The sequence below is a fragment of the Microbacterium invictum genome (assembly GCF_014197265.1).
GTDB lineage: Bacteria > Actinomycetota > Actinomycetes > Actinomycetales > Microbacteriaceae > Microbacterium > Microbacterium invictum.
The window spans coordinates 3,389,212-3,410,832 of the sequence record NZ_JACIFH010000001.1; the positions used below are offsets into that span (position 1 = coordinate 3,389,212).

Consider the following 21,621-nt stretch of genomic DNA (forward strand, 5'->3'; position numbering starts at 1 on the left):
CTGTAGTTCGTGTCACCGCGCTGCGGGCCGCACTGCCGAAGGCGGAACGCCGAAGTGACCGCGGAACGTACGGCTGAAGTGGGCGGGATCGACGAAGCCGTTGGAGAGGGCGATCGTGGTGACCGACCGGTCGGCGTAGCCCGGGTTGACCAGTTCGTCGTATGTGCGCTCGAGTCGGCGGGTGCGGATGGTCGTCGACACCGTGGTGCCCTGGATGCTGAAAAGCGCGTGAAGATGCCGCACCGATATGAAGTGAGCACCCGCGATCTCGGCCGGACACAGATCGGGAGAACTCAGGTGGTCGTCGATGTAGTCGAGGACCTGCCTGGTGATCGACTCATGGCCGCTGGCCGCAGGGCGCTGGGATGCCTGCTCTTCGAGGAGAGAGCCCACCAAATCGACCGCCGACCGGGCGAGGCGCCGGGCGAGATGCCCGCCGAGGCCGTCGGACTGCTGCACGAGCTGGGTCAGGTACGACCCGACCATGGTCCCGACTCCTGCATCCCCGGCGAACCGGCGCGCAGTGAGCTGTCCCATTGCCTCGGCGGGCAGTTCGATGAGTTCCTTGGGAAACATGACGATACCCAGACGCACCCGGTCGTCGAAGACGAGGGAGTACGGGCGGTCGGTGTCGTAGATCGCCATGTCGCCGGCGCCCAGCGCCGTCTCACGGCCGTCCTGGATGATCAGGCCCTGTCCCTCGAGGAGCAGTGAGAACTTGTAGTACTTACAGGTGCCGCGGGCGATCAAGGCTTCACTGCGGTGGACGGAATGCTCGTCGGCATGGATGTGGAAGACGTGAATGTCACCCGACCCGCCGCTATCGAGCTGGCCACCGAAATCATCGGGGTGATCGGTGTGGACGTCTAGCGGCACGACCGAGTGCGAAACGGCGGTGCGGTAGTCGTCGAAGCCGACGAACGGCAATATCGGAAGGGTGGCGGGAAACGTGGTCTCGGGCATTGCACACCTCATTGTGGACTGCGTGGCGTAACGGCATCGTATACGATCTCACCCTATCATCAGGAGGCGAAACCGCGAGAGGGCCGCTTCTTCGCTACATTTTGACGTTCGCGAATGCGAGGTCGAGCCTCCGTCGTGTGCGTTGCGGCCGGCGGCGTGCCCACGCGGTGCCCACATCTGAGCGAGATCGGCAGTGATCGAGAAGTGCCCAGAGCGGAGTTCACGGCCCGCGAACGCCTGAGATTGCGCGGAAAACGGACCGAGAAGGAACGAACCCGAACGGTGTGAGGTCTCCGGACATCGGTGACAGTTCCCGTCCTCGGGGGCCGCGGGGTTGGCCGTTGCCGATGTACTTGATGCCCGGCGCTGGCCAGTTGTGCTCGGCGAGGAGCGTGCCGCGGTTGTCGAAGATCATGATGCCGGCGGCTTCGTAGGTCAGGTAGACGTCCTGCCCGCGCAGCGGGTAGCTGACGTTGAAGATGATGCCGCGAGCTTTGATCGATCCGTTCGGGTGAATGGTTGCGACGCGGATGCCCTCGCGGAGGCGGCCGTTCGGTGACGGCGCCGGGGGCAGTGGGTCGCCCGATTTTCGCGGCAACGGGCGAGGCCTCGGTGGCTCGGCCTTCGGTGTCGCGTCCCATGCCATTCGCGGCGTGATCCGGCCGGGGAGCGCCTGATGGGGACGCTCGGTGTTATAGATGTGGTCGAACTGGTCGATCTGCGCCTGCAGCCCCCGCAGGTTGCCTGCGATGGGTTGCTTGTCGAGGTAGCGGAACAGGGTCTGATGGAACTGCTCGTTCTTGCCTTGCGTGGTCGGCTTATACGGCTTCCCGGTGATCGGCTCGACACCGAGTCGGGTGACGTACTCGACCAGCTGTGCGACGATCCCGCGCCGCGACGGGTTCAGCGATGCCGTTGTCAGTCAGCAGACGTTGCGGCACCCCGTGAGCCTTGATCGCTTTGCGCACGACCCGGATCGCGTCCCTCGAGGTTCGCGCAGCCGACGGGGAACCGACCGTGCCGCAACGTCCGACATCAGCACCCGTGTTGGACTGCCGGTCTCTGTCCGTGTCGATGCGGAAGCCCAGGCGCGCGGCGTCATCGTCGAGCTGCGCCTCGACACGACGGGAGCCGGCGCCCTGAGCGATCCGGTCGCCATTCGGCCCGGTACGAGCGTGGCCTACGACGTCGAGACGGTTTTCACCGAGCCGGGGACCTATTTCCTTGCGGTGCGCGCCACCGCCCAGACAGCGGGTGAGGCGAACGACAGTCACGCGCGCGTGCACAACATCGCGCGAGCCCGAGTAACCGTCGCGCTCTGAACCCGTCCGGTCACACCTGCGTTCGAAGGAACAATGCATGACAGAAGCTACACTTCCGACGACGTATTTCGTCGCCGCCCGTGTGGCCGCCCAGGTGGGCGGAGATGTCCCCATTCCACACGCTCGAGTACAGAACATCGCTCGAGCTCGCGTTGCTGTTCTATCGGGAGCGAAACAATGACTGCAGCTGCAACAAAGACGTCCGTCAGATGGATCGTGACCACGCAGGAACACGCATGGCGAGAAGTGGAAGGACCGGAGCTCGGCTCGCTCACGGATCCCCCGAACGTCATCGTCGTGCGCGATGCGCCGAAGCAGGTGATAGACGGATTCGGAGCGAGCTTCAACGAGCTCGGCTGGACGTCGCTCGCTGTGCTCGACCAGACACAGCGTGACGACATCTTCCGCGAGATATTCGCACCGGGCGTCGGTGCAGGTCTCTCCCTCTGCCGCATGCCGGTCGGCGCGAACGACTTCTCTCGCGACTGGTACTCCTACGACGAAGTCCCCGATGACTTCTCGCTCGACCACTTCACCATCGACAACGACCTCGAGACCCTGGTCCCCTTCATCCGCGCGGCGCAGCGCGAGCAGCCCGACCTGCGCATCTGGGCGTCCCCCTGGAGCCCACCAAGCTGGATGAAGCGCAACGGCCATTACGCCGCGGCCCTTCCCGAGCCGTTCATGAACATCGTCGAGAACGGACTCCGCCCCGACCAGATCGGCACGGAGGGGACCGATATGTTCATCCTCGACGAACCCCACCTCAAGGCGTACGCCGACTACTTCGGCCGATTCGTCGACGATTACCGGGAGCTCGGTATCCCGATCAGCATGGTCATGCCGCAGAACGAGTTCAACTCCACGCAGGTCTTCCCCAGTTGCGCATGGACTCCCGACGGACTCGCTCAGTTCCTCCACCACCTCGGACCCGAGATGGCAGCCCGCGGCGTCGAGGTCTTCCTCGGCACCCTCGAGCGCCCCGACGACCGACTGCTCGGCGATGTGCTGCACGACTCACAGGCAGCTGAGCACGTGTCCGGGCTGGGAGTGCAATGGGCGGGACGGGGGGCGATCGCAGCGCTCCATCGACTCCATCCCGAGCTGAAGATCTATCAAACCGAGCAGGAGTGCGGTGACGGTCGCAACGACTGGCGTCATGCGCGCTACGCCTGGTCGCTCATGAAGCACTTCTTCACCAACGGCGCGAACGCCTACATGTACTGGAACATCTCCCTGCTCGAAGGCGGGCGCAGCCGGTGGGGGTGGACGCAGAATTCCCTGGTGGTCGTCGACGCGGATGAGGCGACGTACCGATATTCCTACGAGTACCAGGTGCTCAAGCACGTCAGCGCCTTCGTCAACGCGGGTGCGCGGGCGCTGGACTGTCTTACCTACTCGGGATACGCGAACCAGCTCGCATTCCTCAACCCGGACGGCAGCATCGTTCTGGTCATGCAGAACGACATGGCGGAGGACATGCCCGTCCGCGTCCTATTGGGTGGTCGTGTCATTGCGCCGACTCTGCCGGCGGACTCGTTCAGCACCTTCGTGATACCTGCCGCATAGCACGGTTCCCCGAACTTCGTGCGTCCGTGTTGGCGGTGGCCCCGCCGAAAGGCGGAGGGCCGCTCACGGTCACGCCTGGCCGTGAGTCGACCGGGGAGATGAACATCGGCGCGAATTCGAGGGCGCTCGCCGCGTCTGGACGCAAGCTCATCTTGCCGACACGTGGTGTCCTCCGTCAGTCGGTGTCGTGGGCGCCCCACACGCCTTCGAGGAATTGCCGCACCTGCGTCACGCGCTCGCGGTCCTCGGGAGCGCGGCCCATGAACATCCCGTGCGGGGCGCCCTCCCACACGTGCAGCTCGGCGCGCACGCCCGCCTTGAGCAGCGTGCGATGCAGTCGCACGGTGTCGGAGAGGAGGAAGTCGCGAGTGCCCGCGGTGAGGATCGTCGGTGGGAAGTCCGCCATGAACTTTCCGAACAGAGGTGATACGTAGGGATGGTCGAGCGGGTGTTCACCGCGGTAGAACTCGGCAACGTTGGTCAGCCCCCCCGGGTCCGATTCGTGCTCAGGTGTCGGCGGGGATGACGAACCGATAGGCGGACGGGCTGTCGGGAGTCCAGTTCACCCAGTCGTCCCGGACCTCAGGGACACCGTCGCGAGCGAAGCTCGCCCACGCGTGCATCATTTCCCGGGACAGGGTCTCGCGCCCCTGCGTGTGGCCCGTGATCGGGCTGCGGTCGGTAGTGCCGAAGACATACGGGATCTCGAGGCCGTGGCACGCGCCGAGCAGTCCGTCGAGGACGTCGGTTGTCTGGTCGAATCGGTAGTGCCACACCGTGCCGCCGCCGGCGACGACCGCGTGCATGATCTTGTTCGTCTCCTGTGCGAACCCCCCGGCGCCGAGGATTCGGACGAAGAGCAGGTGTGGCGGATCGGTGGGTGCCTCGAGCGCCATGGCGTCGTATTGCGCTTCGCTGTGCCCTGGCGCGAAGTGCTCCAGTGTCGCGATCACTTGGTCGCGGCCCATGCCTCGGGAGAAGATCGAGCTGCCGGCCAGGAGCGACGCCATCTCGTGGGCGGTGAATCCGATCATCAACTGCAGGCGCGCGAGGTGGTCACGGTCGAACGGCTGAGCGGGCAGGTCGTCGTCCAAAGAGGGCGAGAACCCGGGAATCGAGTCCATGCGCAGCAAGAACGAGCCGTCCAGACCCGCGAATGCGGCCGCCTGCCCTTGCAGCAGATCGTCCGCACTCATCTGCTCGAGCTCGGCGAGCGTCGGCTGCCCCAGCGCCTCCAAGACGCGCTCGGTCGTGACGCGGCTGTCTGCCGCGGTCGGGAACCGGCTCACCGGACCGGACTGCATGATGGCTCGCGTGAACAGGCCCTCGGCTGCCGGCATGGCCAAAAGGGCCGCAACCTTGCCCGACCCGCCGGAGTGCCCGGCGATCGTCACGCGGGACGGGTCGCCACCGAAGGCCGCAATGTTGTCATGCACCCATTCGAGAGCCAGCACGATGTCGAGCATGCCCGGCTTGGCCGACCCGGTGATCGGCTCACCGCTGTCGTCGCAGAGGCTGAGGAAGCCGAACACTCCGAGACGGTGGGTGACCGTGACCACGACCACGTCCTCTGCAGCGGCGAGTCGGTCGCCGTTGAACCAGCCCTCGTTGCCCGAGCCGTTGGTGAACCCGCCACCGTGCAGCCAGACCAGCACCGGGAGTGATTCCGAGTGGTTGGCGGGCGCCCATACGTTGACACGCAAGCAGTCCTCACCGACGGCGCCGCCCTCCAGCGGAGATCCGCCGACCGGATGTTCCAGCCATCTCAGGGCTGCGGCATCCTCCTCGTCCGTGAACACGACCTGCGGACACGCCGGACCGAACGATGTCGCATCGCGCACCCCTTCCCATTTCTGAACCGGCAGGGGAGGGCGGAACCGGTGATCTCGAGTGTCGGCTCCGTACGGGATGCCGAGGAACGCAGTGACGTCGCCTTGCACGTATCCGCGGACGCGCCCAGCAGTGGTGAGTACTTCGATGTGTGGCATGGAGGTCTCCGAACAGGTCAGCGGGCGCCTTTGACGGGCAGGATGGCGACGGCTGCGATGGCGACGAGCACGATGCCCGCCACCCACACGAGCTGGTAGCCGCCGGTGAGGACGACGATCTGCGCGGCCAGGATCGGGGAGAGGCTCTGGCCGAGGTTGGTGGCCATGCCGGCGATCCCGAGGTCGCGACCGGCGTCGGCTTCGATGTCCGGAAGCACGTCGACGAAGAGCGCCTGGTCCACGGGGAGGAAGATGCCGAACGCGATCCCGGCCACGATGGCCTGGATGAACAGGCCGGGCAGGGTGGGGCTGATCAGCGGGATCATCATCGAGACGGCCATCAGAATCGATGCGGCGATGACGAATGGCTTTCGACGTCCGAGCCGGTCCGACAGCCGCCCGGCGGTGAGCAGTGCAATCACGGTGAACGGCAGTCCGACCAGCGTGATGAGCGGGGCTGTGGCGCTGGCATCGGCCTGGCTCATGGCCGGGTGGATATAGCTCTGCAGCATGTAGAGTCCGAGCGCGGTGGACACTCCGTACCCGAACAACAGCAGCACGCGAGCGATCCACACCCACCGGAAGTCGCGATCCAGCAGCGGCACCAGGAAGCCTTTGAAGAATGCGCCCCAGCGGAACTTCGCCAGCTCCAAGTCCTTCGAGGATCGATCCCTGGTGAACAGCACGAAGAGCACGACCGCGAGCGCGACTCCGAACGCGATGATGAGGTACACGTCCAAGCCGATGGTGGCGAACAGGGCGCCCGCTGCGACACCGCCGAGAATGCCTCCGATGAAGTTGCCGAGCCCGCCCATGGCGGAGACCGTGCCGAGTCGGTCCTCCGGAACCCGGTCTGCCATGGTTGCGGTCAGCGGTGTCGACGAGGCGTTCAGGACAACCTGGGCGAGCGTCCACAGCACGACGAGGACCGCAACAGTGGGGGCGAATCGCACCGCGACCAGCAGCAGTGCGCCGAGCAGGCCGCCATACAGGATCCACGGCGCGCGACGCCCCCACTTCGATCGGGTGCGGTCGGAGAATACGCCGATGATCGGCTGCATGAGCATGGTGCCGATGGTGCCGATCGAGGTGACCAGCGCCAGCGCGCTGGCACGGGCACCCTCGAATTGGCCGAGAAGACCCAGCAGTCGCTGCTGATCGGCGGTCGCGGTGGCGGTGCCGGCAGCGACATCTGATCGCAGGTTGGTCAGAGCGGTCAGATCCACCCCGGCGTCGGCGCCCGTGAAGAAGCTCCCGAACATCAGCCCCTGCACCTGGTTCGGGATCAGGATCGCCAAGGCGCCGCCCCACACCGCGGTGATCGCGAGCGAGACGATCGTGTACCAGAGGATGTAGCGCCGCAGCGGCTTTCCGTGCGTGTACTGAACCGGAATGGCGGTGGTGGTGGCCGCGATTCCACGAGGATCGACGGTGAATGGCGAGTCATCAGCCAAGGTGCTGTCCCTTCATCGGGTGGTCGGACCGGCTTCGATGCCGGCGGTGTGATCTGATCGGAAGTGCTCGCGGTACGTCCTTCAAGGCGGTACGCTGAGATTATTACCCCATCCGGGGGAAAATGCAAAGCCCAGGTCGGAGAGTATGGACGCGCCAGCGATGCGGTCATGATGGAAGCACTCGAGAGTGCAGGAGCAACCGTGGCGACACCGTCCTCGACGCCCAGAGGCCGTGGCCGGCCGGCCCGCGTGAGCCGGACGAAGATTGTCGAAGCTGCACGCAGGCTCGACCCGGCAGCGCTCACTATGCAGGCTGTGGCCGACGAACTCGGGGTCGACCGCAAGACCGTCCATTACCACGTCAAGGACCGCGAAGAACTGGTCCTCCTCGTCGCGCAGGACGTGTTTACAGACGAGTTGGCCAGAGTCACTGTCGACCCGGCGGCAGACTGGCGGGAAGCGATTCGATCGTTCGCGGTCGCGGTCCGCGATGCCTCCGTCGCCGCGGGAGTGAACGCCGCACTCGTCCAGATCGACCCGGACAACGACTGGGAGGCACTCGCCCCCGCCGAAGCCGCACTGCGCGCGCTCCTGGGCGCCGGATTCGACGAACTCACGTCGGCGCAGCTGCTGACCACGGCCGGTGTTCTGGCAACCGGATTCGCGCGCGACCTCGCTACCGAGCGACAGGCGGGGCCCCGCGCGCAGCGGGATGCCGTCAAGCGAGCACTTCGCGCACATTCCGACGGCGGACTGCCCGCCCTCGAGCACCTCGTCGACAACGAGGCTGCCATCGACGCCGGCAACGAAGCATCCTTCCAGTTCGCACTCGAGATCATGGTGAGCGGTGCCGAGCAGATCCTCAGCCGCCGGGGGGCCTGACGCATGCTGGATCGATACCGGCACATGGTCGCGCTCGGCAGCTCTTTCGCGGCAGGTCCCGGAGTGCAGCCGATCATCGACAGAGCGGCGATGCGGTCAGGCCGCAATTACGCCCACCTCGTCGCGTCGTCGCTGGGGGCGGAGCTCACAGACGCATCCGTCTCGGGCGCCACGACGAGCACGATCCTGCACAGCCCGCAACGAACGCTTCGCCGGGTGTTCGCCCAGCAGATCGAGTCGGTGGACGAGTCCACCGATCTGGTCACCATCACTGCGGGCGGCAACGACCTCGGCTACATCGGCGCTGTCATGCGCACTGCCATGCTCAACCGCTTCGCCGAGTCCGGCCTGATCCGCCCGCTCGCGCACCGGATGCAGCGCCGGCGTCCCTTGGCACTTCCCGATGAGGCGCAGGTCCAGGCGGCGACGGATGGTCTGGTCGAGATCTGCCGTGAAGCTCAGCGACGTGCGCCGCGCGCGACTGTCCTTCTCGTGGGCTACTTGCCGCTGTTCGATGAGACGGATGCCGAAGCCACGGGATTCAGCCCCGAACAGGTCGCTCATTTCCGGGACGTCGACGAGCTGCTCTCACGGGCCTACGGGGAGGCAAGCCGTCTGACCGGCGCGAGGATGGTGGCTGCTTCGGGCTACCCATCCGGCCACGGTGTGGGCTCAGCGGATCCCTGGGTGAACGGCCTCCAGCTGTGGCGATCCCTCGCGTCGTCCTTCCACCCGAATGCGGCGGGGATGCGTGCCGTCGCTGTGGCGATCCTTCACCACCTCGATGAGTACAGCGTCGGTAGCGCTATCAACGAGTGAGCGTGCAACGCGGCGCTCTCCCGCGTTGGGTGGATGCGGCCGAACCCCGTTTCGCTCCGTGGGCGTCAGTCCCGCCGCCACAGAGCGCCGAGCGTCGAAATCCGTGGGATCATCCGCGGCGGATGAGTGTCCCTCAGCCGACGATGGCCATCTCGTGCGGGGTCCGGTTGAGCCGGCGCCCACCGTCGGCCGTGACGGTGACGATGTCTTCGATGCGCACGCCGAACCGGCCGGGAAGGTAGATGCCCGGTTCGATCGAGAAGCACATGCCGGGCTGCATGGGCTGCCGTTCGCCCTCGACCATGTACGGCGGCTCGTGCGTGGTCAGCCCGATGCCGTGCCCGACCCGGTGGATGAAGTACTCCCCGTACCCGGCATCGGCGATCACGGCTCGCGCGGCACGGTCGACCTCTTGGCACTCGGCCCCGGGCCGCACCGCCTCGAACCCCGCCTGCTGCGCGCGGCGGACGATCTCATGCACCTCCCGCTCCTCATCGGTGGGCTCGCCGACATGGACCGTCCGGGTCGTGTCGGAACCGTAGCCGTGCTTGAGGCCCCCGAAATCGAGCACCACCATGTCGCCGTGCTCGATGATGCGGTCGCCCATCTCATGGTGCGGATTCGCGCCGTTCGGACCCGAGCCGACGACGGTGAAGTCGACCTGCGAGTGCCCGAACCCGCGCAGAAGCTGCGCCAGCTCATGGCCGATATCGGTCTCGCTGCGCCCGGCGAAGCGCACCTTGAGGATCTCCCGGTAGGCCTCGTCGGCCGCTGCTCCCGCCGCTGCCAGTCGCTCGAGCTCATCGTCGTCCTTGATCGCCCGCAGCATCGGAAGCGCGGTCGTCATCGACACGTACGATGTGTCGGGCAGCTGTTCCTGAAGCCCCAGCAGGTGCATCGCCCATGCCGAATCGGAGAGCGCATAACGGCCCGGTCCGAGCAGGCCCGCCGTCGCATGGTAGGGATCGCTGCCGTCGGTCCAGTCGGTCAGCCCGAAGACGGACGCGCCGGATGACGCTTCCGCGTCGGGGCGTTCCAGCTTCGGGACGATCATCGTCGGGTCGCCCTCGACGGGGACGACCAGCATGGTGATGCGCTCGGTGATCGCCACCGGTGCGTACCCCGTGAGATAGAGCAGATCGGGTCCCGGGGTGAGCAGCAGGCCGGTGAGGTCAGCGGCGTCGGCAGCCTGGGCGGCGCGCTTCAGGCGCACGGCGAAGTCCGCCGCCGTGAACGGGGCCGGGGCCGGTGTTCCATCTGTCATCACAGACTCCTTGCCTGAGGCCGTATCCGATCGGGAGCGGCGCCGATGGCCCTGAATCTACTCCCGCCCGCCCGCTCCGCAACCGCCCTGGCCGAACTCCCCGATGCTTTTCCCGCCCCGACAGGGGCAGGATGGGAGGGTGAAGAAAGAAATGGAGTCGCCGGGCATCTCCGGCAAGATCGCACTCGGCCTCGTGGGAGTCGTCCAAGTCGCGTTCGCGTTCCTCGCGTTCTGGGACCTTGCGCATCGCGATGAGGGCGAAGTCCGGGGGCCGAAACCGGCGTGGATTCCGGTGATCCTCGTCAACTGGATCGGACCGGCCGTCTACTTCGTGTTCGGCATCCGGCGCTGATCACGCGAGCCGGGCGACCTCGCCGACCGCGCGGAGGAACTCGAGGAAGTCGGGCTCACCCGCCGCGGGCGCCAAGATGACGGCATCCACCCCCACCGCAGCGAACCGCCGCACGCCCCCAGCGACATCGGCGGGCGTACCCCACACGCCGCGCTCGCCGACAGGCTCGCCGTCGCCGAGTTCGGAGCTCACCCGCTGTTCGGCGCCGTCGCCGAACGCTGCAGTGACATACGCGACGATGATCACGTCTTCCGAACGCCCCGAGGCGGACTGGGCCTCGCGCACGATCCGAACGTGCTCGCCCACCTGGGTCGGCGTGAAACCGGAGACCAGGATCGTCCCGTCGGCGAGCTCGCCGGTCAGCGCGAGCGTCTTGGGGCCTTCGCCCGCGGAGTACACCGGCGGCGCGGCCGGGGGCGGCCAGTCCAGCCGTACCCGGTCAAGGGACACGTAGCGTCCGGAGACCGTCACCTCTTCGCCTGCCAGCAGCGATCGCAGCGCGGGCAGGTACTCGCGCATGAGCGTGAGGGGAGACGCGGCGCGGACGCCGGCCTGCTCCATCCACGGCAGGACACCGTGGCCCACGCCGGGGAAGAACCGTCCCGGGAACATCCGCTCGATCGTCGCGATCTCCATCGCCGTCACCGCGACGTTGCGCAGTGGAATCGGCGCGATGCCCAGGCCGATGTGCAGGCGCTCGGTCCACGCGAGCGCGGCCGCGACAGAGGCGTAGGCCGACTCGCGGAAACAGTCCTCCCAGAGCCACAGCTCGGGAACGCCTGCCGCTTCGGCCGCCTCCGCTGCGCCCCGCAGCGCTTCCGGCGCATGATGGATGGTACGGGCTGAAGACAGCGCCGACGCGGGTCACGCAGTGCCGCCGTCGTTGGGGCGCGACGGGCTGAAGTGGGGGATCGGTGACGGGCGGTCGGCTCGCGACCTCGAGCGGGAGATGTCGATCGCTCCTGTCGCGGGCACGGCATAGACCGGTCCGGCCGTCTCGATACTGACGTCGAACCGTCGTCCGCTGACGGCGTCGGCGGCGATCCGCACCACGAACGGCTTCCAGGTCGGAGTCCGCGAGGCCAGCTGACTGATCCCGATGCGCTGCAGCTCCATCTCGCTCGTCACCTGCGCCGCGGTTCCCCGCACCACGACGCTCCACCGCGACGCGTCGTCCTCGCCGTCCACCTCGAACGCGACGCGCGGGTTCTCGGCGATGATGTCGAGCTTCGACCCGCGCGCGCTGCGAATCAGGATGCTCCCCTCGTGGACATGGTGGTTCACGGGGAAGATGTCGGGGTGCCCGTCCGATCTGATGACGGCGAGACGTCCGAGTCCGGCCGCTTCGATCAGGGCCCAGCACTCATCCTCACCCAGGCTGAAGCGCGAACTGTCTTCGTCGCCGCCGGGGAGGTGTGGTGATTCTGCATCGGTCATCATCGGTGGCCTCCTCTCGATCCTCTCCCCGAGGGGCGCTGGATTCAAGGGCCCGGGCGGACGCGGTCACGGCACCTGCCGCGGAGCACGACCGACGCCGTTGACCGTCAGCAGTGTGCCGGTGTCGCTGAACTCCTGCAGGATCTCGGATTGGCGCTCAGACCCGGCACGGTAGGTGAGCAGGCTCACGACGACCGCGACGATCAGCGCGCCGATGAAGGCGGGCAGCAGTTCGTACATCTCGGGCCAGACGGCGTCCCAGATGAAGACGCCGGCAGCGCCGACGAACATGCCGGCCAGCGCTCCCCAGTTCGTGAGCTTCGTCCAGAACAGGCTGAGCAGGATCAGCGGACCGAAGGCCGCGCCGAAGCCCGCCCATGCGAAGGACACGAGGCCCAGGATCGTGTCGTTGGGCGTGATCGCGAGGAGTGCCGCGACGATTCCCACGCCGAGCACGCAGAGCCGGCCGAGCATCACCATGTGCTTGCCCTCGGGCGGCGTCTTCTTCATGACCTTGTAGAGATCTTCGACCAGTGCCGAGGAGCACACGATCAGCTGGCTGGAGATCGTGCTCATGATGGCGGCGAGCACCGCGGCAAGGACGAGGCCCGCCACGAACGGGTGCAGCAATGTCTGCGACATCACCAGCACGACCGTCTCGGGGTTGCCGAGGTCGATGCCCTGCTGTGCCATGTAGGCGATGCCGACCAGGCCGGAGAAGACCGCGCCGATCAGGGAGACGATCATCCAGGTCATGCCGATGCGGCGAGCCGTCTTCGCCTCTCGAGGGCTGCGCAGCGCCATGAACCGCACGATGATGTGCGGCTGGCCGAAGTAGCCCAGGCCCCAGGCGAGCGCCGAGATGATCGCGAGCAGCGTGCCGCCGGTCAGCGCCGCACCGCCTGTCAGCGAGAGGTGGTTCGGGGCGAGCTCGTCGATCGCGGCGCCCATCTCGCCGAAGCCGCCGATGGCGATCACCGCGGCCACCGGCACGACGATGAGCGCGATCACCATCATGAGCCCCTGCACGACATCGGTGAACGATGCCCCCAGGAATCCGCCGAACAGGGTGTACAGCAGCGTCACTCCCGCGACGAGCGCCATGCCCCAGAGGTACTCGGAGTTGAACGAACTCTCGAAGAACACGCCGCCGGCGACCATGCCCGACGAGATGTAGAGCGTGAAGAAGACCAGGATCACGGCGCCCGCGAGGACGCGGAGCAGCCGTGACGAGTCGCGCAGCCGGTTCTCGAAGAAGCTCGGCACCGTGATCGAGTTCCGCGAGACCTCGGTGTAGGCACGCAGCCGCGGTGCGACCAGCAGCCAGTTGAGGTACGCGCCGATGGTGAGTCCGACGGCGATCCACGCTTCGATGAGGCCGGCGACGTAGATGGCGCCGGGCAGCCCCATCACCAGCCAGCCCGACATGTCGGAAGCTCCGGCGCTCAGCGCCGCCACCCAGGGTGGAAGATTCCGCCCGCCGAGCATGTAATCCTCGTGGTCGGTCGTCCGGCGGAAGGCCAAGTACCCGATGAGGAGCATTGCAGCGAAGTACAGCCCGAGTGCGAGCCAGGTGAAGATCTGATCGGACATCATCGTCCTTCCGTGTGCTGGCCCCTCATCTTGCCAGGCGTGCGGCGGCGCGACCACCCCTCCCCTGACGCGCACGCTGCGCAGCCGGAGCGCCGATCCGGTCTACCGTGGGTTCATGCGCATGACGGCGGTGGTTCGAAGCGCGAAACGCGCACCGTTCCTGCAGGTCGTCAAGTCTGCGGTGGCGACCATCGGCGCCTGGCTCCTCGCCGGATGGCTGGTGCCCGGACCGCTGCCGGTCTTCGCCGCCATCGCCGCGCTGCTGGTCGTGCAGCCGAGCGTGAACCAGTCTCTGGCCAAGGCGCTGGAGCGCAGCGTCGGGGTCATCGTCGGCGTGGTCATCGCCATGCTGCTGAGCCTGCTCCTCGGTCAGCAGAGCTGGGTCGTGCTGCTGGCGATCGTGGTGGCGATGCTCGTGGCGTGGGCCTTCCGCGCTTCTCCGGGCACGGGGAACCAGGTCGCGATCTCGGCGATGCTGGTGCTCGCCCTCGGCTCGTCCAGCCCGCAGTACGCGGTCGACCGGATCGTGGAGACGCTCATCGGCGCGGTCATCGGGATCATCGTCAACGTGCTCATCGTCCCGCCGGTGCTCGTCGCTCCGGCGCGCCGCGACGTGGGTCTGCTGGCGCGCGAGCTCGCCGCCAGCCTGGATCGGCTCGCCGCGGCACTGCCGGCGACGTCTTCACGCGAGCAGCTGCACGGCCTGATGGTCGAAGCGCGCCTGCTGCGCCCGATGAAGGATGCCGCGGATGCCTCCCTCGCGGCCGGTGATGAGTCCCTGACGCTCAATCCGCGCCGGTCCGCGCATCGCGACGAGCTGCGCGACCTGCGCGCGCTGCTGGAGAGGCTGACGCCCGTCGTCACGCAGGTGATCGGGATGACGCGGGCGTACTCCGACCACTACGACGACGGGCTGAGCAGCGAGCCCACCGTCCGTGCCATCGCCGAGCAGCTGCGCCGAGCCGCGCACGATGTGCGGCTGGCCGCGCAGCTCGGCCGCGCCGCCGACGTCGGCGATGAGACCTCCGAGATCCCGGCGCTCACGGCACCGCTGCAGGTGAAACCCCCGGCATCCACTCACTGGATCCTCATCGGGTCGCTGCTCGAGGATCTGCGCCGGATCCACGACGAGCTGATCGCGCCGGTGTGAGCGCGGGTGTCGGCGGTGGCGCCTACGCTCGGCCTGTGGCCACACTCGACGATCTGCGCCGGATTGCGGCGGAACTGCCGGGCAGCGAAGAGCGCGCGATGACGGGCGGCGCCGCCTGGGTCGTGCGACGCAAGGTCTACGCGTGGGAGTGCCACCCGTGGCCGAGCATTCCTGAGGACATCCGCGCGATCATCGGGGCCGAGCTCGTGGTCGGGGTGAAGGTCGCCGACCGGGTGGATGCGCTCGCCCTGGTCGAGATGATGCCGGACGTGTTTCTGCGCACCACGACGAGGTGGGGCGAGCCGAAGGTCGCGTTCCGCATGGCCGGCATCGACGAAGACCATCTCGCCGAACTGGTCACCGAGGCGTGGCGCGTGCAAGCGCCGAAGCACCTGCGCAACCGGCTCGACGGCGTGGCCGGCTGAGGCCGAGGCCGAGCACCCCGGGTGATGCCGGTGGCTGAGCCGTCGATCGCGCGGTCCCGGTATCCATCACCGGTGTCAGGTCAGATCGCGGCGGCGCAGCAGGGCGAAGCTCGTGGCGCCGGCGATCGTGGTCCAGACCAGCAGCACCACGACGGCGACACCGGGCGACGTCGCTGCGGTCAGCGCCGGCACCGTCTGCTGACCGGCCGGGACGAATCCGGCAGCCAGCGACGAGGTCGCCCCGACGGGGAGCACGCCCTGGATGGACGCCAGTGCCGACACGACCGGTGCGAGCATGCCGACCAGCAGGGACTCGATGCCGAGCACCCAGCCCACCGAGATCGCCGCCGCCGCGATCACGCTGCGGGTGAGCGTGCCGACGGCGAACCCGATGAACAGGAACGTGGCCGCCACCAGCCAGATGGCGGCCGCCGTGGTGGCCAGGTCGGGCAGCGGCGGAAACGGGCTGCTGCGCCCGGCGACGGCGGCGATGCCCAGACTGCACAGCACGCTCGAGAGCAAAGTGACGATCGCGACGAGGACGCCGACGATCGCGAGATTGGTGAGCCGGGCGCCGATGAACGACGTGCGGCGCGGGAAGCGCGAGACGAGCGTGCGGATCGTGCCGCGCGAGTGATCCGAAGATCCGAGGATCGCGCCGAGGATCGCGAACTGCGGCGCCCCGTAGAGGGGCAGGGAGGCCAGCGCGTAGAACGACGTGCCGGCGGGAAGCATCGCGTCGACGACCGTGCGCTGCTGCTCAGGCGTGTACCACTCCGCGCCCGCCGTGGAGAGGTAGCTGACCAGGTACGCGAACACGGCGATGCAGAACACCCACACCCCCAGTGACACCCACACCACGACGCGGCGGCGGGACAGCGCGAACGCGCCGCGGAGCGCACTGGCGTAGGCGGGTCGCGGCGGTGACACGGCCGTCAGAGTGCTCATGACCGGCTCCTCTCGAGCGGAGTGGATTCGGAGATCAGGCCGAAGAATGTCTCCTCGAGCGAGTCGCCGACCTCGGCCAGGGCGTTCACATGCACCCCCGCCGCGACGAGCATCGCGTTGACCTCCCACGGCTGGGTGGCGTCGTCCAGGTCGAATCGCACGCGACCGCCAGCCAGCGCGGTCGCGGCCAGGCCGTGCTGCCGGCCGGCCGTGAGAGCCGCGTCGGCGTCGTCGACTTCCACGTCGACGCCGCGGTGCGCCCGGACCCGGCGGCCGAGCTCGTCCACCGTGCCCTCGGCGATGAGGTGGCCCGACACCAGGATGCCGACGCGGTCGGCGACCTGCTCCACCTCGCCGAGCAGATGACTCGACAGCACGACCGCGCATCCGCGGTCGCGGAGCCCCCGCACGGTGTCGCGCACGCTCGCGATCGATTCCGGGTCGAGCCCGTTGGTCGGCTCGTCGAGCACGACGATGCGCGGCTCGCCCAGCAGCGCGGCAGCGATGCCGAGGCGCTGCTTCATGCCGAGTGAGTACTGGCGATAGGGACGCCGGCCATCGCGCACGCTCAGCCCGACCTGCCCGAGCGCCCGTTCCGCGGCGCGTGCCGGCAGGGACCAGTACGTGCACAGCAGCGTCAGGTTCTGCCGTCCCGACATCGAGGGATAGAAGGCCGGCGATTCAATGAGCGACCCGACACCGGCATCCACTCGCCCATCGCCGACGCGGACACGGCCGCTCGTCGTCGCGACCAGCCCGGTCATCATGCGCAGCAGCGTGGTCTTCCCCGCGCCGTTCGGGCCGACGAGCCCGTACACCTCGCCCGCGGCGACGCTCAGGGTCACCCCGTCGAGCGCACGGACGCCGCCGCGATACGTCTTGCCGACTTCTCGTACGTCGATCAACCCGGGGGAGCTCATACGCACTTTCTAACACAAAGTACACGCTGCTGGAAAGTCCCCTGTGATAGAAAGAAAGAGCAGAAGGGTGGATTGCCATGGGCGCCGACGAGCAGGACAGAGACCCGTCATCGATCCTGCGGGCGATCGACGACGACCAGCAGCGGGCGCAGCGCGCGCTCACCCCGAACGCGACGTTGTTGTACGCGACGTGGGGGATCGCGTGGGCCGTCGGCTTTCTGGCGTTCTACGCCGCCTTCTTCCCCGTCGACAACCCGCTCATCCCGTTCGCCGTCGGGGCGGCGATCGGCGGGGTGGCACTGGTGGCGGCCATCGTGTTCTCGGCCGTCCACTCCGCGAGACGCGGCTCGGGCTCGCGCGGCCCTTCGGTCGTGCAGGGCGCGATCTACGGCAACATCTTTCCCGTGGCGTTCACGCTGATGGGACTGCTCGGCTGGCGCCTGACCGCCGCGGGAGTGCCGGCCCTGACCATGCTCTCGTACTGGGTGGCCGTGCCGTGCCTGATCGTGGGCATCCTGTTCCTCGCCGGCGCGGCCATGTGGAACGAGCGCTCGCAGCTCGTTTTCGGCTGCTGGACCTTCATCGTCGGACTCGTGTCGATCGCGCTGCCCCCGCCGCACAACCTCCTCGCCGGGGCGGCCGGCGGCATCGGCTTCCTCGTGGTCGCCGTCGTCCAGTCGGTGCGCCCGCAACTCACCTCCGGCCCGATCACACGGAGCACCGATGGATGAGCTCGACCCCGTCATCCACGTGCAGGCGCGATTGCGCATCGTGACGATCCTCGACACCCTGGGCGCGGGCGATTCGCTGTCCTTCCCTCGGCTGCAGGCGCTGCTCGGCGCCACGTCCGGCAACCTCGCCACGCACCTGCGCAAACTCGAGGACAGCGACTACATCCGGGTGCGCAAGGTGATCGAAGGCCGCGCTCCGGTCACCTACATCGCCCTGACCGACGACGGCCGGCACGCCTTTCGGCGGTACAAGAAGAACCTTCGGGCGCTGCTCGAAGAGACCAGCTGAGCGGGCGGATGTCGTCAGCGCGTGACCGCGGACAGTGATCGCTGGATCGGGCGATAGTGCTCGACGACGGCCCGCCGGTAGGCGTCGACGTCACCGTTCAGCGCCGCATCGAGCATGTCGCCGTGCGCTCGGGCCGTGTCGTGGATGTCGGCGGGAATGGCCAGCCCAAGCTGCGGGATGACCGCCGTGTGGACGTCCCAGAAGGCACCCACCAGCTGCTGGGCGAGGTGGTTGCCGATCACACCGAACAGCTGGGTGTGGAAGGAGCGGTCGGCCTCGAGGAACATCTCGCCGCGCTCGGCCTTGTCGACCATCTCGGCCACGAGCCCGCGCAGCTCCGACTCGTCGACGGTCTGCGCGCCCTCGACGACGCGCTCGGCCATCGCGAGATCGAGTGCGAGGCGCACCTCGACCACTTCACGCAGGGCTTCGAGCGAACCGTCGGGGGAGAGGACCCCACGGAACACGAGCGCCTGCACCATCGGATCCAGCGACATCGCGCCGACGTAGGTGCCGTGCCCGTGGCGCACGTTGACGATGTCGAGTGTCGACAGGGTGCGGATCGCCTCTCGGACCGATGACCGCGAGACATCGAGCGTCTCGCACAGCTCGGCCTCGGTGGGCAGGGGATCCCCGGGCTTGAGATCGCGCGTGAGGATCAGCTCTTTGATCTGGTCCGCCGTGGTCGATCGGCGCATCCGCGCCCCGCGCGTATCGGGCAATGACATCAAGGGCTCCATCCAGCTTCAGGCCTGTCCGAAGGTTACAAGTTCATTTCACCGGTTGTGGGGAACCGGGGTCTCGTGTTTATATTACGTCAGACATCAGATGTCGTACAAGGTGTCTATCCTCAATAGGGTGTCCATCACATTCCAGGAGTACTCATGAATCGAATCCCCACCCACCGTCGGGCGGGTCGTATCGCAGCCGCCGTGGCGGGCACCGTTGCCGCCGCCGTCGTGCTGGCAGGCTGCGGTGGCGCGGCATCGCCCGCCCCCTCGGACGGATCCCCCGCCGACATCGATCCCGCCGGGACGATCGAAGCGGGAATCTCGTACGCGCTCAGCGGCAGCTTCGACCCGATGATCGCCTCGGGTGCGGTCACCGTCGCGGCGAACTGGCACATCTTCGAAGGGCTCGTCGACCTCGACCCCGTCACGAAGGAGCCGTACGCGGCGCTCGCCGCCGACCTGCCCACCCAGGTCGACGAGACCACCTACGACATCGACATCCGCGAGGGCGCGACGTTCCACAACGGCGACCCGGTCACCGCGGAGGACGTCGTCTACAGCTACGAGCGCGTCCTCGATCCGGCCAGCGAGTCGCTGTTCACGACCTACATCAACTTCATCGACACGGTCACCGCCGTCGACGAGGACACCGTCGAGATCACCACGAAGTTCCCGTACTCGCTGCTCAACGACCGGCTCGGGATCGTCAAGATCGTCCCGAAGGCAGTGGTCGAGGCAGACGCCGAGGACTTCGGTGCCCACCCGGTGGGTTCCGGTCCGTACGCCCTCGTCTCGGCGGTCCCGGAGGACAAGGTCGTCTTCGAGGCGTACGAGGACTACAACGGTCCGCGTCCCGCGAAGGCCGCCGGCATGAACTGGAACCTGCTCGCCGACTCGGCCGCACGCGTCACGGCCATGTCCTCGGGCACGATCCAGGCGATGGAGGACGTCCCGTACATCGACGTCGACACGCTCGCGTCCACCGTCGATGTCGACAGCGTCCAGTCGTTCGGGCTGCTGTTCATGATGTTCAACACCGACGCCGCGCCGTTCGACGACGTGCGCGTGCGCCAGGCGTTCTTCTACGCCCTCGACATGGACAAGATCATCGAGACCGGCATGCTCGGCAACGCCACCGCCGCGTCCTCGTTCCTGCCGGAGAGCTACCCGAACTACAACGAGGCATCCACGGTCTACACGTACGACCCCGACAAGGCGGAGTCGCTGCTCAGCGACGCCGGCGTCTCGGACCTGTCGATCACGCTGCTGACCACCGACACCGGCTGGGTGAAGGAAGTCGCGCCGCTGATCAAGGAGTCGCTGGACGCGATCGGCGTGGATGTGACCCTCGAGGTCAGCCAGTCCGCCGCCGCGTACGCCAAGGTCGACTCGGGCGACTACACCGTCATGGTCGCCCCCGGAGACCCGTCGGTCTTCGGCAGCGACCCCGACCTGCTGATGAACTGGTGGTATGGCGACAACGTGTGGACGAACACCCGCACCAACTGGTCGGACACCGACGAGTACGCGCAGCTGCGCACTCTGCTCGACGCCGCCGTCCAGGAAGAAGGCGACGCGCAGCAGCAGACCTGGAACCAGGCGTTCGACCTGATCGCCGATGAGGCCGTGCTGTACCCGCTGTTCCACCGCAAGCTCCCCACCGCCTGGAACGATCAGGCGCTGGTGGACTTCGCGCCGGTCCCCACCACCGGGCTGTCGTTCCTCGACGTCGGCGTCGCCGCCGGCTGATCCCCCTGCGGAGGGTGCGCTCCCCCCGGGCGCACCCTCCGCATCCCCTCTCTCCACGCCCCAGGAAGGAGCGGCACGTGTCCAACACGCTCCGCCTCATCGGCAGACGCCTTCTGCAGCTGCCGCTGATGATCCTCGGCATCACGTTCCTCGTCTTCTTCGTGATGTCGTTCTCCCCGGTGGATCCGGCGCGCACGGCCCTCGGCGAGACGGCATCGCCGGCAGCCCTCGAGGCCTACCGCGACGCGAACGGCCTCAACGATCCACTGTTCGTGAGGTACATCAACTTCCTCGTCGGACTGCTGCACGGCGATCTCGGAACCTACTCGGCACGCAGCCTCCCGGTGGGCGACGAAGTGGCCCGCGCGTTCCCGATCACCATCTCGCTGACCTTCCTCGGTCTGCTGATCGCCGTGGTCGTCGCCTTCATCCTCGGCGTCGTCGCCGCGGTCTACCGCGACCGGTGGCCCGACCAGGCCATCCGCATCCTGGGCGTGGCGTCGCTGTCGACCCCGTCGTTCTGGCTCGCGATCCTGCTCATCCAGCTCTTCACCCTGCAGCTCGGCATGCTTCCGGCATCCGGCCCCTTGCCGCCCTTCGCCGAAGACCCCGGCGGATGGCTGGCCCGCATGACATTGCCCGCGGTGGCCCTGGCCGTTCCCGTCATCGGACAGCTCTCGCGCGTGGTGCGGACCTCCATGGTCGAAGAGCTCGACCGCGACTACGTCCGCACCGCGCTCGGCGCCGGCATCTCCCGCACGATCGTCGTCGGCCGCAACGTGCTGCGCAACGCCCTGATCACCCCCGTCACCGTCCTCGGCCTGCGCGTCGGGTACCTGCTCGGCGGCGCCGTCGTGATCGAGGTCATCTTCGCGATTCCCGGCATGGGCACGCTCATCCTCAACGGCGTGACCAACAACGAGCCCAACCTCGTGCAGGGCGTCACGCTGGCCGTGGCACTGGCCTTCGTCGTGATCAACGTCATCGTCGATCTCCTGTACGTGCTGATCAATCCCCGAATCCGGGCGGTGTGAG

Annotated in this window: 23 protein-coding genes and 1 pseudogene; 11 read left to right on the top strand and 13 right to left on the bottom strand. The window is 67.6% G+C overall.

All coding sequences use genetic code 11. The annotated features are described in order from the left end of the window. Positions 1-12: 12 nt before the first annotated feature. From BKA10_RS15610 to BKA10_RS16845, 3 genes and pseudogenes are all read right to left on the bottom strand, one after another. A complete protein-coding gene (locus tag BKA10_RS15610) occupies positions 13-963 on the bottom strand; it encodes an AraC-like ligand-binding domain-containing protein (RefSeq protein WP_183500811.1) in 951 nt (316 codons plus the stop codon). 220 nt (positions 964-1,183) lie between these two features. Further along, the gene (locus tag BKA10_RS16840; protein WP_241740140.1) at positions 1,184-1,561 is read right to left on the bottom strand and encodes a hypothetical protein; all 378 of its coding nucleotides are present in this window, start codon (positions 1,559-1,561) and stop codon (positions 1,184-1,186) included. 15 nt (positions 1,562-1,576) lie between these two features. Beyond that, a pseudogene (locus BKA10_RS16845) lies at positions 1,577-1,946 on the bottom strand (integrase core domain-containing protein); the annotation flags it as partial. On the opposite strand from BKA10_RS16845, the gene BKA10_RS15620 reads away from it, so the two are divergent. Continuing rightward, entirely contained in the window at positions 1,908-2,285 is a 378-nt protein-coding gene (locus BKA10_RS15620; protein ID WP_183500812.1) for a hypothetical protein, read from the top strand. The pseudogene BKA10_RS16845 and the gene BKA10_RS15620 sit on opposite strands and share 39 nt — an antisense overlap. A 216-nt stretch (positions 2,286-2,501) precedes the next feature. Further along, entirely contained in the window at positions 2,502-3,854 is a 1,353-nt protein-coding gene (locus BKA10_RS15625; RefSeq protein ID WP_248199170.1) for a glycoside hydrolase family 30 beta sandwich domain-containing protein, read from the top strand. Between the two features lie 175 nt (positions 3,855-4,029). Here the strand turns inward: BKA10_RS15625 and BKA10_RS15630 are convergent, their stop codons facing one another. The 3 genes from BKA10_RS15630 to BKA10_RS15640 are packed head-to-tail and all read right to left on the bottom strand — an operon-like array spanning position 4,030 to position 7,296. Continuing rightward, entirely contained in the window at positions 4,030-4,389 is a 360-nt protein-coding gene (locus BKA10_RS15630) for an alpha/beta hydrolase fold domain-containing protein (protein WP_338402339.1), read from the bottom strand. Further along, positions 4,361-5,842 (bottom strand): carboxylesterase/lipase family protein, encoded by a 1,482-nt coding sequence (locus BKA10_RS15635; RefSeq protein WP_183500814.1) that lies wholly within the window; start codon positions 5,840-5,842, stop codon positions 4,361-4,363. Before BKA10_RS15635 ends, BKA10_RS15630 begins: the two co-directional genes overlap by 29 nt. A gap of 17 nt (positions 5,843-5,859) precedes the next feature. Next, complete coding sequence (locus tag BKA10_RS15640) at positions 5,860-7,296, bottom strand: MFS transporter (protein ID WP_183500815.1); 1,437 nt, start codon at positions 7,294-7,296, stop codon at positions 5,860-5,862. Between the two features lie 315 nt (positions 7,297-7,611). Here BKA10_RS15640 and BKA10_RS15645 point away from each other — a divergent pair, with 315 nt between their 5' ends. Both BKA10_RS15645 and BKA10_RS15650 read left to right on the top strand, forming a co-directional pair. Beyond that, a complete protein-coding gene (locus BKA10_RS15645; protein WP_183500816.1) occupies positions 7,612-8,178 on the top strand; it encodes a TetR/AcrR family transcriptional regulator C-terminal domain-containing protein in 567 nt (188 codons plus the stop codon). Positions 8,179-8,181: 3 nt separating this feature from the next. After that, on the top strand, positions 8,182-8,997 hold the full coding sequence (locus BKA10_RS15650) for an SGNH/GDSL hydrolase family protein (RefSeq protein ID WP_183500817.1): 816 nt from the start codon (positions 8,182-8,184) through the stop codon (positions 8,995-8,997). Positions 8,998-9,130: 133 nt separating this feature from the next. On the opposite strand, the gene BKA10_RS15655 is transcribed toward BKA10_RS15650, so the two are convergent. Continuing rightward, a complete protein-coding gene (locus BKA10_RS15655) occupies positions 9,131-10,261 on the bottom strand; it encodes an aminopeptidase P family protein (RefSeq protein ID WP_183500818.1) in 1,131 nt (376 codons plus the stop codon). A gap of 139 nt (positions 10,262-10,400) precedes the next feature. On the opposite strand from BKA10_RS15655, the gene BKA10_RS15660 reads away from it, so the two are divergent. Next, positions 10,401-10,613: a PLDc N-terminal domain-containing protein gene (locus tag BKA10_RS15660; protein ID WP_248199166.1), complete on the top strand. Its 213-nt coding sequence runs from the start codon at positions 10,401-10,403 to the stop codon at positions 10,611-10,613. Here the strand turns inward: BKA10_RS15660 and BKA10_RS15665 are convergent, their stop codons facing one another. The 3 genes from BKA10_RS15665 to putP form a co-directional block, all read right to left on the bottom strand. Further along, the gene (locus BKA10_RS15665; protein ID WP_338402340.1) at positions 10,614-11,465 is read right to left on the bottom strand and encodes an LLM class flavin-dependent oxidoreductase; all 852 of its coding nucleotides are present in this window, start codon (positions 11,463-11,465) and stop codon (positions 10,614-10,616) included. 12 nt (positions 11,466-11,477) lie between these two features. Beyond that, a complete protein-coding gene (locus tag BKA10_RS15670; protein WP_183500819.1) occupies positions 11,478-12,053 on the bottom strand; it encodes a pyridoxamine 5'-phosphate oxidase family protein in 576 nt (191 codons plus the stop codon). Positions 12,054-12,116: 63 nt separating this feature from the next. Beyond that, complete coding sequence (putP, locus tag BKA10_RS15675; RefSeq protein WP_183500820.1) at positions 12,117-13,643, bottom strand: sodium/proline symporter PutP; 1,527 nt, start codon at positions 13,641-13,643, stop codon at positions 12,117-12,119. A 115-nt stretch (positions 13,644-13,758) separates the two neighbouring features. Here putP and BKA10_RS15680 point away from each other — a divergent pair, with 115 nt between their 5' ends. Further along, positions 13,759-14,793, top strand: a complete 1,035-nt coding sequence (locus tag BKA10_RS15680; protein WP_183500821.1) for an FUSC family protein — start codon at positions 13,759-13,761, stop codon at positions 14,791-14,793. Between the two features lie 35 nt (positions 14,794-14,828). Further along, positions 14,829-15,218 (top strand): MmcQ/YjbR family DNA-binding protein, encoded by a 390-nt coding sequence (locus BKA10_RS15685; protein ID WP_248199164.1) that lies wholly within the window; start codon positions 14,829-14,831, stop codon positions 15,216-15,218. A 75-nt stretch (positions 15,219-15,293) separates the two neighbouring features. On the opposite strand, the gene BKA10_RS15690 is transcribed toward BKA10_RS15685, so the two are convergent. Both BKA10_RS15690 and BKA10_RS15695 read right to left on the bottom strand, forming a co-directional pair. Beyond that, complete coding sequence (locus tag BKA10_RS15690) at positions 15,294-16,166, bottom strand: ABC transporter permease (RefSeq protein ID WP_183500823.1); 873 nt, start codon at positions 16,164-16,166, stop codon at positions 15,294-15,296. Beyond that, positions 16,163-17,086: an ABC transporter ATP-binding protein gene (locus BKA10_RS15695; RefSeq protein ID WP_183500824.1), complete on the bottom strand. Its 924-nt coding sequence runs from the start codon at positions 17,084-17,086 to the stop codon at positions 16,163-16,165. The genes BKA10_RS15690 and BKA10_RS15695 overlap by 4 nt, the downstream gene beginning before the upstream one ends. A gap of 77 nt (positions 17,087-17,163) precedes the next feature. Here BKA10_RS15695 and BKA10_RS15700 point away from each other — a divergent pair, with 77 nt between their 5' ends. After that, entirely contained in the window at positions 17,164-17,817 is a 654-nt protein-coding gene (locus BKA10_RS15700; RefSeq protein ID WP_183500825.1) for a hypothetical protein, read from the top strand. Then, entirely contained in the window at positions 17,810-18,106 is a 297-nt protein-coding gene (locus tag BKA10_RS15705; protein WP_183500826.1) for a transcriptional regulator, read from the top strand. The genes BKA10_RS15700 and BKA10_RS15705 overlap by 8 nt, the downstream gene beginning before the upstream one ends. Before the next feature lie 14 nt (positions 18,107-18,120). On the opposite strand, the gene BKA10_RS15710 is transcribed toward BKA10_RS15705, so the two are convergent. Continuing rightward, entirely contained in the window at positions 18,121-18,834 is a 714-nt protein-coding gene (locus BKA10_RS15710; RefSeq protein ID WP_241740019.1) for a FadR/GntR family transcriptional regulator, read from the bottom strand. A gap of 156 nt (positions 18,835-18,990) precedes the next feature. Between BKA10_RS15710 and BKA10_RS15715 the strand changes: the two genes are divergently transcribed. Together BKA10_RS15715 and BKA10_RS15720 are read left to right on the top strand one after the other, a co-directional pair. Next, positions 18,991-20,586: an ABC transporter substrate-binding protein gene (locus BKA10_RS15715; protein ID WP_183500827.1), complete on the top strand. Its 1,596-nt coding sequence runs from the start codon at positions 18,991-18,993 to the stop codon at positions 20,584-20,586. Between the two features lie 77 nt (positions 20,587-20,663). Beyond that, complete coding sequence (locus tag BKA10_RS15720; protein ID WP_183500828.1) at positions 20,664-21,620, top strand: ABC transporter permease subunit; 957 nt, start codon at positions 20,664-20,666, stop codon at positions 21,618-21,620. Position 21,621: the final 1 nt, after the last annotated feature.